Here is a 12,033-nt window from a genome sequence, read left to right as displayed (position 1 = left end):
GCGGGCCGCCCCGCGCTGCTGGACGGCCCCGGTCGGGCGCGGGCTCGGTGTTCGGTCAGTGCTGGTTGCCGATCCTGTTGATGGTGACGTCGCCGGAGGCGGTGACGATGTCCAGCACCCGGGAGGAAGCCGAGTTCTGCAGGGACGGGTCCATCACCAGGGCGGTGCCTGCGCTGCTGAGGTCGATCCGGTACTGACTGCGGTCGTCGGGGACTTGCAGCACGAGACTGCCGGAGGCCAGCCGGGCCGTCACCGAGGCCGGCGGCCGGTCGTACTGCAGGGTGACCTGGCCCGAGGAGGAGAAGGCCCTGGTCTCCGCAGACGTCAGCCCGGTGCCGACGATCTGACCGGAGCCGCTCTTGGCCCAGATGGCGCCACTGACCCGGCTCAGCTCGATCTGCCCGGAACCGGTCTCCGCCGAGGTGTCCCCGGAGATGTCGAGGATCTCCGTCCGGCCCGAACCGCTGCGGGACTTGACCGCGGTCGCCGCCGGGACCTGTATCTCCAAGGCGACGGCGCAGCCGAACAGCATGCTCGCCTCGGGGCAGTCGACGGATATCGCCAGCGTGTCCGCTTCGACCTGCTCGCTCACTGCGGGCCTGCGCAAGGACCAGCCGACGCGTTCGGTGACGATCACCCGATCGGTGCCACCGGCGCGTACGGTGACCATGGCCGGGCCGGAGTCGATGTCGAGCCGGTCGATCGCTTCGAAGAACGTCCTCTCGTAGACGCTGTCGCGCTGGACCAGGGCGGCACCGGTGGTTGCCGCTCCGCCCACCAGAGTGCAGGCGAGCACCAGCACCCCGATGATCCGCCAGACGCGGCGCTCCCCCGCGCGCAGTTCGGCGGCCGGGACGTCCGCACCGGGTTTCGGCAGCCATCGGACGAAGCGGCCCTTGCCGGCGGGCCGCCGCTCCGCCTCCGGCTCCGACCCCGTGGTCGATCGTCGTGTCATTGGCTGATCTCCAGGAAGCGGAGTACCGCGAGTACCCGCCGGTGGGTGTCTTCGGCGGGCGGAAGGTCGAGCTTGGTGAGGATCGAGTTGATGTGCTTGGAGACCGCGCTGTCGCTGACCACCAGGGATTCGGCGATCGCGGTGTTGGAGCGCCCTTCGGCCATCAGCGCCAGTACGTCCCGCTCGCGGGGCGTCAGCCGGTGCAGCGGATCCTTGTCACGGCGCAGCAGCAGCTGCGCGACCACTTCCGGGTCGAGGGCCGTGCCGCCCTCGACCACTCGCTGGAGCGCCTCCACGAACTCGTCGACATTGGCCACCCGCTGCTTGAGCAGGTAGCCGACGCCGCTGGTGTTCTTGGCCAGCAGATCGGCCGCGTAACGCTCCTCGACGAACTGGGAGAGCAGCACGACTGCGGTGTCCGGCCACTGCTGGCGGATCATCAGGGCGGCGCGGACGCCCTCGTCGGTGAAGCCGGGTGGCATCCGGACGTCCGCGACGACGATCTGGGGGCGGTGTTCCTCCACGGCGGCGAGCAACGCCTCGGCGTCCTCCACGGCGGCGGCCACCTCGTAGCCTTCGCTCTCCAGGACCTTGACAATGCCGATCCGCAGCAGGACGGAGTCCTCGGCGATCACAGCTCGCATGGCAGCTCCATGGTGATAGTGGTGGGGCCCCCGCGGGGGCTGGTGATGGCAAGTGATCCGTCCACGGACGCGGCCCGTTTGCGCAGGCCGGTGAGCCCGCTGCCGCGGGTGGCGTCCGCCCCGCCGATGCCGTCGTCGGTGATGGTGATGAACAGCCGGTCGGAGACCCGGCGCAGGGCGAGATCGACCCGGGAGGCCTTGGCGTGCTTGGCGGCATTGGCCAGTGCCTCGGAGACCGTGAAGTACGCGACCGCCTCCACGGTGGGGGCTATCCGGCCCGGCAGGTCGACCGCGAGGTGCACGGGGACGGGGCTGCGCGCGGCGATGCCGGAGAGCGCCGCATCGAGCCCGCGGTCCTCCAGTACGGCGGGGTGCAGGCCGCGGACCAAGTCGTGGAGTTCCTTGATGGCGGCCTGGGCCTCCTCGTGCGCGGTGACGATGACCTCCATCGCCTCGGGCGGAATGTTCTTGAGGGTGCGCCGGGCGAGGCCGAGGTTCATCGCGAGCGACACCAGCCGCTGCTGTGCGCCGTCGTGCAAGTCCCGTTCGATCCGGCGGCGTTCGGCATCGGCGGCGTCCACCACGTCCACCCGGCTCTGGGCGAGGTGTTCGACGCGGCGTTCCAGCACCTCCGCGCGGTTGGGGCCGAGCAGAGCGCGGACGGTCCAGAGGTCGAGCGCGGCGAGCAGGGCGACCAGCCACGGGGTGAGGAACAGCAGGAGCAGGCCGCCGAGAGTGGCCACCGCGCCGTCGGTCGTCCAACCGAAGCCGGAACGCAGGGGGTTGTTCATCGGGAGCAGCCAGACCCAGCCGAAGAAGGTGAGCAGTATCAGGGCGGTGCCCCAGAGGCTGAGGACGAGGCCGGCGCAGAAGGTCTGGATCGGGGCCACGACGAGGTGGTGCACGGCCTGGCGCCATGTCAGCCCGGCGCGGAGGCGGGGCAGCCAGCCGGCGTCCGGCGCCAGTCGGCTGGGGATCTCCAGGCCGCGCAGGCTGCGGACCCGGCTTCGCTGGACGGTGGTCATCAGGTCGAGCAGGACCACCAGGAGAAGCAGCCCGATCATCAGCGCCCTCCCGGGGAGGGTGAGGACGATGATGCAGGGCAGGCCGAGCGGGAGGCCGGCTGCCAGGAACAGCGAATCCCGTCGAGTGCCCGTGGACCACGGGGCATGCTCCAGCGCAGCGCGGAGCGCTGCGGGGCGGGCCGTTGCGGAACCGGCCGCCCGGACGGGGCGCGACTGGATCTTCGACTGGAACATGCGGCACAGCGTAGGGCCGCGCCGATCTCGGCTTCCATGGCGTGGGCCTCCGTCTTTGGGGTGTACCTGGCTACACCCCAAAGACGGAGCCGCACGCTACCGACAAGATCTTTGCTGCGGACGATTCTTGACGGCATGACGAATACGAACGTGATGCGTTGTGGCCGTAGCCCGCTCGGTGTCGCCCCCGGCGCCGCCCTGGAGTTCCCGATGGCCGGGTCCGAACTCCTCGACGGCGCAGGCGCGGTGGGCCTGCTCGCCGCGGTCGGCCCTTGGTCGGTGCGCCTGCGCGCCGGCCGCCGCCCGGCCGTGGAGGTGTACGAGTACGGCGAGTTGCTCGATGTGGTGGTCGAGTCCTCGCTCGGTGATGCCCAGTTGCGCGGCGCACGGCGCGGCCGGGCCGATGGGGCGGGAGAAGGGCCGGTCTCCTGCGCGTGGGGCCGATGGCCACCAGGCAGCGCGCCCCGGCCGGTGCTCTTCCGCCCGGGCGGGCTGCGCCGCCGCACGGTGCGGGCCGATGCGGTGCGGACGGCGGGCCGCTTCTGGTTCGCCTCGGCGGCCGGGGAGTTCCGCTGGGCGCAGGTGTGCTGGTCGTCGGGCTGCGCGGAGCACCCGGAGTCGGGGAGGGCGGCATGAGCGTGCTCGCTTCGTCCCTCGTCCGGGTGGGAGGCGGTGTGCGTCCGGTCCGGTCCGGGCGCCCGGGCCTTCGGATCGGGCCGGTACCGGTGGAACTGCTGTTCCTGGGCTGCGGGATGGTCCTGCTGCCCTGGGCTTCGCTGCTGGCCACGCTGCCCGGCGGGCAGGCCTGGGCCGTGCTCGATGTGGTCGAGTCGGCTGCGCTGTCGGCCAGTGCCGTGTTGCTGCGGCAGGGCAGGAGTCCGCGTTGGGCGGCCGGGTTGGCTGCCGTGCTGCTGGTGGCCGATGCCGGGTGCGACGTGGCAACGGCGGCGCATGGGTCCGAGCTGGCGGTGGCCCTGCTGATGGCCCTCTGCGCGGAGCTTCCGCTCGCCGCACTCTGCTGGTCGGTGGCGCTCGGGCGGTCCGCTCAAGGTGCGGCCGGCTCGCCGTCCGCACGCCGGCGCTCGCTCAACGGTCAGGTGGCAACGGCCAGTTGGTGGAGCCGGTCCAGGGTGTCCCGGTCGTGGGGCACGTACCCGATCAGCCGGGTGCCGCTCCTGGGGCCCAGCCACAGGTTCGTGTATTCGAAGCGCAGCAGGCCGACTTCGGGCAGCACGAACTGTTTGAACCCGTTGACCATCCCCGACACCTCGTGTCTTTCCCAAGCCTCCTCGAAGTCCGGAGAGGCCATGCGCAGCCGGGCGACCAGCGCCTTCCACCCAGGTTCCGCCGCGTGGTCGGCCATCACGGTCCGGAAGCGCGCCACCACCCCTGCTCTGGCGGCCGCCAGGTCCGCCAGGTTCCTCGCGATTGGAGTGTCAGTGAAGATCATCCACATGATGTTGCGGTCCTCTTCGGGGATCATGTCCAAGTCCCCGACGAGCCAGGTGTACGCCCGGTTGTACGCGAGGATGTCGAACCGACTGCTGATCACCACGGCCGGAAACGGGTCGAGTTGGTCGACCATGGCCGCGATCGCCGAAGAGACGGTGGGGCACTCCTTCACCGGCGTCGGGTCCTCGGAACCGGCCAGTGTGAACAGGTGTGACCGCTCGTTGCGATCGAGCAGCAGAGCCCGGGCCACCGCGTCCAGGACTTGGGCCGACACCTGGATGTCCCGCCCCTGTTCCAGCCAGGTGTACCAGGTGACGCCGACCGCGGCGAGGCCGGCGACCTCCTCGCGGCGCAGCCCCGGGGTACGACGGCGTCCGACGGCAGGCAGGCCGACCTGTTCGGGCGAGATGCGCTCCCGGCGGCTGCGCAAGAACGTGGCCAGTTCGCGCCGTCGATCGTCGGCGGGGGTGTGAAGGTCCGTGGAGGTAGCCATAGCACCAGGGTGGACCACCGCAGATCCTGTTGCCAGGTACTCCTTATACCTGGATAAACACCGCCTGGTACCAGGCTGAGAGGAGCCTCATCGTAGTACCCGTGACTCAGCAGACAGTGCTACGGCAGATCTCGTCGCCGGTCCGGCCCGCGGCTCCCGCACTGGGTGCCGCCGGCCTGATCACCGTCCTTCTGGGCGCCTTCCTTCCGATGCTTGACTTCTTCATAGTGAATGTCGCGCTGCCGACCATCGACCACGATCTGGTCGCCGGCCCCGCCGTCCTGGAACTCGTGGCGGCGGGCTACGGCATCGCCTTCGCCGTCCTGCTCGTCCTGGGCGGGCGGCTGGGCGACGCCTTCGGCCGACGGCGGCTGTTCATCGCCGGAGCCGTCGCCTTCACCCTCACCTCTCTCGCCTGCGGTGCCGCCCCCACCGCCTGGACCCTGGTCGCCGCCCGGGTCGCCCAGGGAGCCTCCGCCGCTCTGCTGCTCCCCCAGGTTCTCGCCACCATCACCGCCACCACCAGCGGTCAGCAGCGCGCCCGAGCCCTCGGCATCTACGGAGCAGTCGGCGGCATCTCGGTGGTGATCGGCCAGGTACTCGGCGGGCTCCTGGTCTCGGCGGACCTCTTCGGCACCGGCTGGCGCGCCGTCTTCCTGCTGAACGTCCCCTTCGCGCTGCTCACCGCGGTCCTGGCGGCGCGTCATGTCCCGGAGAGCCGGGCGGAGCGGGCCGCGGGCGTGGATCTCCCCGGCACCGTACTGCTCACGGCGACTCTGTTGGCCCTGTTCGTTCCCCTGATGGAGGGCCGGGCAATCAACTGGCCGCTCTGGACCTGGGTGTCCCTGGCAGCGTTCCCCGCCCTCGCGGCGGCGTTCGTGGCGGCGGAACGAAAGGCCGAGCGGGAAGGACGAGTTCCCCTCGTCCCGCTCTCGCTCCTGCGGATTCCGGAGATGCGGCGCGGCCTCGGCGTGGCAGTGCCCTACTTCACCGGATTCGGCGGATTCATGTTCGTGATCGCCCTGCTGCTGCAGAACGGGCTGCACCGGGGCCCGGTCGCCGCGGGTTGGGCCCTGGTGCCGATGGCGGTCGGCTACTTCGGTGCCTCGCTGGCCGGGCCGCGGCTGGTCGGTCTCTTCGGCAGTCGGGTCATCACGGTCGGCGCGGTGGTCCAGGGGGCCGGCCTGATCACCCTGATCATCACGGCGCTGTGCGACTGGTCGCACTTCTCCCCGCTCCGCATGCTCCCCGGCGTCGCGCTCGCCGGCATCGGCCAGGGGCTGGTGGGCATGCCCCTGTTCAGGGTGGTGCTCTCCCGGGTTCCCGCCGAACGCGCGGGGGTCGGCAGCGGCGTGCTGGCGACCACCCAGCAGTCCAGCCTGGCCCTGGGAGTGGCCACGCTCGGCACCCTCTTCATCGGGCTCGTCCCCACCCTGGGAATGGCGAACGCGCTGGCTCTGGTGCTCGGCATCCAGACGCTCGGTTCCCTGATCATCTGCTGGTTGAGCATCCGGCTGCCGCGCTCGGTCGGATGACGACCCCTCCCCGCCGGCCGGGGCCGGAGCGGGCGCAGTGTCTGCGACGGGTCGGCGTGGAGCAGTCCTCGGCCCGCGAAAAATGACGGGCCCGGCCTCCAGGACCACTGGCAGGATGGCGCCATGACCTATCCGACCGGCCTTCCGAGCGACGCACGTACCCGTGAGCAGCTGGTGGCCGCCATCGCGTCCGGGAGCCGCCCCAAGTACCTGCACTTCTGGGGCCACAAACCCGAGCGGGACGGGCGGATCGGGTCCGGCTCGCTCAGCCAGTGGTGGCCGTCGTCGTTCACCGTCGACGGGGTCGAATACTCCACCGCCGAGCACTGGATGATGGCCGGCAAGGCGCGACTGTTCGGCGACGAGGAGATCGTCCCGCGCATCCTCCGGGCCCGAACGCCCGGCGAGGCAAAGAAGTTGGGCCGCCTGGTCAAGGACTTCGACCAGGACACCTGGGTGGCGCACCGCTTCGGCCTGGTGGTGGCGGGCAACGTGGCCAAGTTCGGGCAGGACGAGCGGCTTTGCGACTACCTGCTCCGTACCGGGAAGCGCGTTCTGGTGGAAGCCAGCCCGCTCGACCGCGTCTGGGGCATCGGGCTGGCAGCCGACAACGAAAGGGTGAACTCGCCAACGCAGTGGCGCGGGCTGAACCTGCTCGGCTTCGCACTGATGGAAGCGCGGGCCCAACTCGCAGATTGACGTTCCATCAGTTCGCCGCACGGGGAATGAACGCCCCGTACCCTCACAAGTGGGGCGAGTCGGACGGGAATTGGCCGACGTCCGCAAAACCGGTCGGTCTCCCGCCGCGTCGGCACTCGCATTTCCGTCTCGAAAACGTTATGACTTACTCCCGTAACGTGGCCGCCGCACGGCAGCACCAGGATGGCCACCAGTCGTAGTGTCGGGGGCCAATCGGGGGACCCCGTGGAGAAATCAGGGCGGGGCGCGATGACCGTACGCGATCGGGGGCCGGAGCCGGCCGATATCCAGACACTCAGAGCAGAGTTGGACGAACTGCTCAGGGCCCGGCAATTCGCCGCACAGCGCGAACGCCGACTCAGCGAAGAGCTTCGGGCCGGCCAGGAACCCCACCACGCCCCCGGGTCCGGCCGTCAGACCCGGCAGCCCGATCCCGAACTGCTCCGGCAACTCGCCCAGGCCCAGAACCTGCGCGAGGGCCTCGGCGCACGGTGCCTCGAACTGAGCGACCGACTGCTGGCCGCCGAAGACCGCCTGCTGTCCGGCCGCCCGGCCGCCGAGCCTCCCCGCCACCCGGGCCACACCCCGGCGGGCTCCGCAGGGAGAGCACGCATGGAACCCCCGGCCGGCTGGGATGCCGCCCCGATCCCGCCGCAGCGACCGCGCTCGACCGCTTCCGGCTTCGACACGCCCCATCGCGGGACACCCGCCGGAAATGGCACGCCCATAGGACGCGGTACGCCCATGGGCCGGCCGGGCCGGGCGTCCACCGACCGGCCCACCGAGCCGACCGCCGGTCCCTTGCCCACCCGGCCCCGCTCCGACGCCGGCCGTCCCGGCGCCGCACCGGGACAGACCGCCTGGGCCAGGACAGATATACCGAGCCAGCCCGCCGGCGGCCCCCGGCCCACCGGTGCGGGGCGCCCCGGCACCGGGCTCCCCCGCACAGAGCGCCCCCACGCGGAGCGCCCCGGGCCGCACCAGGGCACTACCGGCGCCTGGAACGCCCGACCCGGCACCGCCGCACCGGGCGACAGGACGTCAGCCCCGGCCGCGCAGGCCCCTCAGGCCCTGCAGTCCCCTCAGGCCGCGCAGGCTGTCGGCCCCAACGGCGATCGCTTCCGCTCCGCCGCTCCGGGGCGCGGCCCGGCCACGCCGGGCCGGGGCGGGTCGCTCGGCGCCGAGGACGCGGCGCAGCCGCCCGGTCAGATCCGGGCGCGGACGACGGTGGAGCTGGTGGCCCTGGTGCAGCGCATCAGCGGGCTGCACCAGCAGGGCGCGACACACGAGTCGGCGGCCATCGTGCGCCAGGTGGCCGTGATGATCACGCCGGAGGACGTGGCCCGGCTGGCCGCGATGCTGCGGGAGAACGGTCCGGCGGGCTCCTCCACCTACCTGGCCCGCTCGGTCTCCACCGGGGCCCCGGAGCACGCGGCGGCCACACTCGCGGTACTGCGCCGCGAGGGGATGATCGACGAGGCGGCCGACCTCTTCCACACGCTGTGGTCGGTGAGTTCGGCGGCCCTGCCGCCGCTGCTGGCCGCCCTGGAGCAGTCCGGCCAGTCGGCCGACGGTCAGACCCTGCTGTGGGAACGCGCCTCCGCACCGGCCGAGGAACTCGCCGAGCTGGCACAGCACTTGAAGGCCGCCGGACGGACCGGCGACGTGCGCCACCTGCTGCGGCAGGCGGCCGGCCGGCCGATCAACGAAGTCGCCGCGATCGCGGGCGCGTTGAACGAGGAGACCGCGGCAGAGCTGATCGGCGAACTGGCGCGGATTCGGTCCGCGAGCGACATCAGCCGGTTCGGTGCCGCGATCCAGGGTTCGGCCGAGCTGTACGACACCCTGCTGTTCGCCGCGGACGACCTGGAGGAGAGCCGGGCCCGCAGCGTGTTCGCGGCGCTGCGCACCGGCGGGCTGCCGACCGAGCCGACGCCACGCCGCCGGTCCCGCTCCCGTCAACGCCGCTGAACCACGCGGCAAGCCGGCCGAACTCCGACCCGAACCCCGACCCGAACGCCGGCCCGAACGCCGACAGGGGAACCACCGGCCGCCGGAAACCCGCGGCTCCCGGCTCACGAACTCGAATTCGCGGGCCGGGAGCCGGGGGTGAAACTCAGCCGGTGAGGTTCAGGTGTTACGGCGTCAGCAGCCGATCAGGCGGGCACCCAGGTAGGACTTCACCTGGTCGAGCGACACCCGCTCCTGCGCCATGGTGTCACGCTCGCGGACGGTCACCGCGTTGTCCTCAAGGGTGTCGAAGTCGACGGTGACGCAGAACGGCGTGCCGATCTCGTCCTGGCGACGGTAGCGCTTGCCGATCGCACCGGCGTCGTCGAACTCGACGTTCCAGGCGGACCGCAGGTCGGCGGCCAGGCCGCGGGCCTTCGGGGAGAGGTCGGCGTTGCGGGACAGCGGGAGCACCGCGACCTTGACCGGGGCCAGGCGCGGGTCGAGCCGCATGCCGACGCGCTTCTCCATGACGCCCTTGGCGTTCGGCGCCTCGTCCTCGAAGTAGGCGTCGATCAGGAAGGCCAGCATGGCGCGGTTGAGACCGGCGGCGGGCTCGATGACGTACGGGTAGTACCGCTCGTTCGCGTCCTGGTCGAAGTACTTCAGGTCCTGGCCGGAGGCCTCGCTGTGCACCGTCAGGTCGTAGTCGGTGCGGTTGGCGACGCCCTCGAGCTCGGAGAACTCGCTGCCACCGAAGTTGAAGCGGTACTCGATGTCCACCGTGCGCTTGGCGTAGTGGGACAGCTTCTCCTTGGGGTGCTCGAAGAAGCGCATGTTCTCGGTGCGCAGACCGAGGTCCACGTACCAGTTCCAGCGCTGCTCGAGCCAGTACTCGTGCCAGGTCTCGTCCTCGCCGGGCTTGACGAAGAACTCCATCTCCATCTGCTCGAACTCGCGGGTGCGGAAGATGAAGTTGCCGGGCGTGATCTCGTTGCGGAAGCTCTTGCCGACCTGGGCGATGCCGAACGGCGGCTTCTTGCGCGAAGTGGTCTGAACGGCCCGGAAGTTGGTGAAGATGCCCTGCGCGGTCTCCGGGCGGAGGTAGGCCAGGCCGGACGCGTCCTCGGTGACACCGAGGTGCGTCTTCAGCATGCCCGAGAACTCCTTGGGCTCCGTGAAGGCGCCCTTGTTGCCGCAGTTCGGGCAGTTGATGTCGGCGAGGCCGTTGGCCGGGAGCTTCTTGTGCTTGGCCTCGTAGGCCTCTTCCAGGTGGTCGGCGCGGAAGCGCTTGTGGCAGGAGAGGCACTCGGTCAGCGGGTCGTTGAAGGTCGCGACGTGGCCGGAGGCCTCCCAGACCTCGCGGGCGAGGATCACCGAGGAGTCGATACCGACGACGTCCTCCCGAGCGGTGACCATCGCACGCCACCACTGGCGCTTGATGTTCTCCTTCAGCTCGACTCCCAGCGGACCGTAGTCCCAGGCGGCGCGAGTACCGCCGTAGATCTCGCTGCAGGGGTAGACGAAGCCACGGCGCTTGCTCAGGCTGACGATCGTGTCGATCTTGTCGGCGGCCACAGTGCTCTCTTCAGTACGACGGCACGGTCAGGGCACGGCTGGTTGCGCGCGCCCGAAGAAACTCAGAGTACCGGGGATGCAGGGGCGGGATTCAACTCGATAGTGGCTCGGGCAGGCGGCCGGGCGGCCGCGCGGGAATGAACGGGCGTACACGTCCCGGCGTGTTGACGCCTGGCCCAACGCCCGGCCCGGCGGCCGGCCCGACGCCCGTCGGGGCCACCAGGACCCACCGTGACCCGACCCCCTCCCCGTCACCCTCCCGTCGCCCTCCCCGCCCCTTCCGCGACCCGGCGCGCGGCCGGCGGACAGCGGCGCACGGGGCTGCCGACCCCCGCTCGCGGGAGGTCGCCGGAGGCCGCAGTGTGACCCCGATCCCCCCGAAAGCAAGTTGACAATCATTTCCAGATAAGATGAGAATGGTTGTCATGAAGATTCGCCGCCTGTCGACCTCCATAGCCTTCGCCGCCACGGCCACGGCCGGCGCGCTCCTGCTCACCGCCTGTGGCGGCACCAGCAGCGCGACCGGCAAGGACGGCGGAAAGCTGAACGTGGTGGCGTCCTTCTACCCGATGGAATTCCTGGCCCAGCAGATCGGCGGCGAGCACGTCAAGGTCACCGACCTGACCGCCGCCGGCGTCGAACCGCACGACCTGGAGCTGACGGCCAAGCAGGTCGCGGCAGTGCAGCGGGCCGACACGGTGATCTACCTCAAGGGCCTGCAGCCGACGGTGGACAAGGCGGTGGCGCAGACCCACCCCAAGCACGTGGTGGACGCCACCGCCACCTCCCCGCTGGTGGACCACCACCTGGACGAGGGCACCACCGAGCCCGACGGCCACGGCGCCGAGCACGACCACGAGCACACCGATGCCGCCGGCGACCCGCACATCTGGCTGGACCCGACCCGGTACGCGGCGGTCGCGAAGAGCGTCGGCGCGGAGCTGGCCGAGGTCGACCCGGCGAACGCCGCCGACTACCAGCGCAACACCGACGCCCTGGTCACCCAACTGGCCACCCTGGACCAGGAGTTCCGGGACGGCCTGCAGAACGTCAAGACCCGGACCTTCATCACCAGCCACGCCGCGTTCGGCTACCTCGCCGACCACTACGGCCTGAACCAGGTGGCGATCAACGGCGTTGACCCGGAGGCCGAGCCCACCCCGTCCCGGCTGGCCGCGATCCAGCGTGCCGCAAAGGACAACGGCGCCACCACCGTGTTCTTCGAGGCCCTGGTCAGTCCCAAGCTGGCCAACACCGTGGCCTCCGACCTCGGGCTGAAGACCGCCGTGCTCGACCCCCTGGAGGGGGTCAAGGAGAAGGACAAGAACGACTACTTCTCCGTCATGCGGCAGAACCTCGACAACCTGAAGGCCGCCCTCGGCGCGAGCTGAGCAGCCCGCCCTGCACCGTCACCCGACCACCCGGGCCAGCCACCCAAGCCGACCACCCGATAACAACAGCCCCAACC

The 12,033-nt window shown here is 70.9% G+C and carries 11 protein-coding genes; 5 read left to right on the top strand and 6 right to left on the bottom strand.

Annotated elements, in window-relative coordinates; translation table 11 throughout:
• Positions 1–55: 55 nt before the first annotated feature.
• From ACZ6R9_RS20995 to ACZ6R9_RS20985, 3 genes are read right to left on the bottom strand one after another with little or no spacing between them, the layout of a single operon-like run.
• Positions 56–955: a DUF4097 family beta strand repeat-containing protein gene (locus ACZ6R9_RS20995; RefSeq protein WP_465539550.1), complete on the bottom strand. Its 900-nt coding sequence runs from the start codon at positions 953–955 to the stop codon at positions 56–58.
• Entirely contained in the window at positions 952–1,599 is a 648-nt protein-coding gene (locus ACZ6R9_RS20990) for a response regulator (RefSeq protein ID WP_380483234.1), read from the bottom strand. Before ACZ6R9_RS20990 ends, ACZ6R9_RS20995 begins: the two co-directional genes overlap by 4 nt.
• Positions 1,587–2,858, bottom strand: a complete 1,272-nt coding sequence (locus ACZ6R9_RS20985) for a sensor histidine kinase (protein ID WP_380483236.1) — start codon at positions 2,856–2,858, stop codon at positions 1,587–1,589. Before ACZ6R9_RS20985 ends, ACZ6R9_RS20990 begins: the two co-directional genes overlap by 13 nt.
• A gap of 135 nt (positions 2,859–2,993) precedes the next feature.
• Between ACZ6R9_RS20985 and ACZ6R9_RS20980 the strand changes: the two genes are divergently transcribed.
• A complete protein-coding gene (locus ACZ6R9_RS20980) occupies positions 2,994–3,494 on the top strand; it encodes a hypothetical protein (RefSeq protein ID WP_465539547.1) in 501 nt (166 codons plus the stop codon).
• 457 nt (positions 3,495–3,951) lie between these two features.
• Here ACZ6R9_RS20980 and ACZ6R9_RS20975 read toward each other — a convergent pair whose 3' ends face one another.
• Positions 3,952–4,803 carry a helix-turn-helix transcriptional regulator gene (locus ACZ6R9_RS20975; protein WP_465539545.1) on the bottom strand — a complete coding sequence of 284 codons (852 nt, stop codon included), beginning with the start codon at positions 4,801–4,803 and terminating at the stop codon, positions 3,952–3,954.
• Between the two features lie 101 nt (positions 4,804–4,904).
• Between ACZ6R9_RS20975 and ACZ6R9_RS20970 the strand changes: the two genes are divergently transcribed.
• Both ACZ6R9_RS20970 and ACZ6R9_RS20965 read left to right on the top strand, forming a co-directional pair.
• Positions 4,905–6,338, top strand: a complete 1,434-nt coding sequence (locus ACZ6R9_RS20970; protein ID WP_465539543.1) for an MFS transporter — start codon at positions 4,905–4,907, stop codon at positions 6,336–6,338.
• Positions 6,339–6,461: 123 nt separating this feature from the next.
• On the top strand, positions 6,462–7,037 hold the full coding sequence (locus ACZ6R9_RS20965) for an NADAR family protein (protein ID WP_465539542.1): 576 nt from the start codon (positions 6,462–6,464) through the stop codon (positions 7,035–7,037).
• 234 nt (positions 7,038–7,271) lie between these two features.
• On the opposite strand, the gene ACZ6R9_RS20960 is transcribed toward ACZ6R9_RS20965, so the two are convergent.
• Positions 7,272–7,610 carry a hypothetical protein gene (locus tag ACZ6R9_RS20960; RefSeq protein WP_465539540.1) on the bottom strand — a complete coding sequence of 113 codons (339 nt, stop codon included), beginning with the start codon at positions 7,608–7,610 and terminating at the stop codon, positions 7,272–7,274.
• Between the two features lie 663 nt (positions 7,611–8,273).
• Here ACZ6R9_RS20960 and ACZ6R9_RS20955 point away from each other — a divergent pair.
• Positions 8,274–9,008, top strand: coding sequence for a hypothetical protein (locus ACZ6R9_RS20955; RefSeq protein ID WP_465539538.1), 735 nt, complete (start codon positions 8,274–8,276; stop codon positions 9,006–9,008).
• Between the two features lie 174 nt (positions 9,009–9,182).
• Here ACZ6R9_RS20955 and ACZ6R9_RS20950 read toward each other — a convergent pair whose 3' ends face one another.
• Positions 9,183–10,565, bottom strand: a complete 1,383-nt coding sequence (locus ACZ6R9_RS20950) for a glycine--tRNA ligase (RefSeq protein WP_380483249.1) — start codon at positions 10,563–10,565, stop codon at positions 9,183–9,185.
• Between the two features lie 425 nt (positions 10,566–10,990).
• Here ACZ6R9_RS20950 and ACZ6R9_RS20945 point away from each other — a divergent pair, with 425 nt between their 5' ends.
• On the top strand, positions 10,991–11,956 hold the full coding sequence (locus ACZ6R9_RS20945) for a metal ABC transporter substrate-binding protein (protein ID WP_465539536.1): 966 nt from the start codon (positions 10,991–10,993) through the stop codon (positions 11,954–11,956).
• Positions 11,957–12,033: the final 77 nt, after the last annotated feature.

It is taken from the genome of Kitasatospora sp. NPDC048662 (assembly GCF_055587065.1).
The sequence above is the reverse complement of the archived record's forward strand: the minus strand, read 5'-3'. Positions and strand labels throughout refer to the sequence as shown.

What these genes read in the sequence shown, in the direction of transcription:
- ACZ6R9_RS20945 (WP_465539536.1), top strand. Translation starts at nt 10,991, where the DNA reads ATGAAGATTCGCCGCCTGTCGACCTCCATAGCCTTCGCCGCCACGGCC.
- ACZ6R9_RS20995 (WP_465539550.1), bottom strand. Translation starts at nt 955, where the DNA reads ATGACACGACGATCGACCACGGGGTCGGAGCCGGAGGCGGAGCGGCGG.
- ACZ6R9_RS20980 (WP_465539547.1), top strand. Translation starts at nt 2,994, where the DNA reads ATGACGAATACGAACGTGATGCGTTGTGGCCGTAGCCCGCTCGGTGTC.
- ACZ6R9_RS20975 (WP_465539545.1), bottom strand. Translation starts at nt 4,803, where the DNA reads ATGGCTACCTCCACGGACCTTCACACCCCCGCCGACGATCGACGGCGC.
- ACZ6R9_RS20965 (WP_465539542.1), top strand. Translation starts at nt 6,462, where the DNA reads ATGACCTATCCGACCGGCCTTCCGAGCGACGCACGTACCCGTGAGCAG.
- ACZ6R9_RS20990 (WP_380483234.1), bottom strand. Translation starts at nt 1,599, where the DNA reads ATGCGAGCTGTGATCGCCGAGGACTCCGTCCTGCTGCGGATCGGCATT.
- ACZ6R9_RS20985 (WP_380483236.1), bottom strand. Translation starts at nt 2,858, where the DNA reads ATGTTCCAGTCGAAGATCCAGTCGCGCCCCGTCCGGGCGGCCGGTTCC.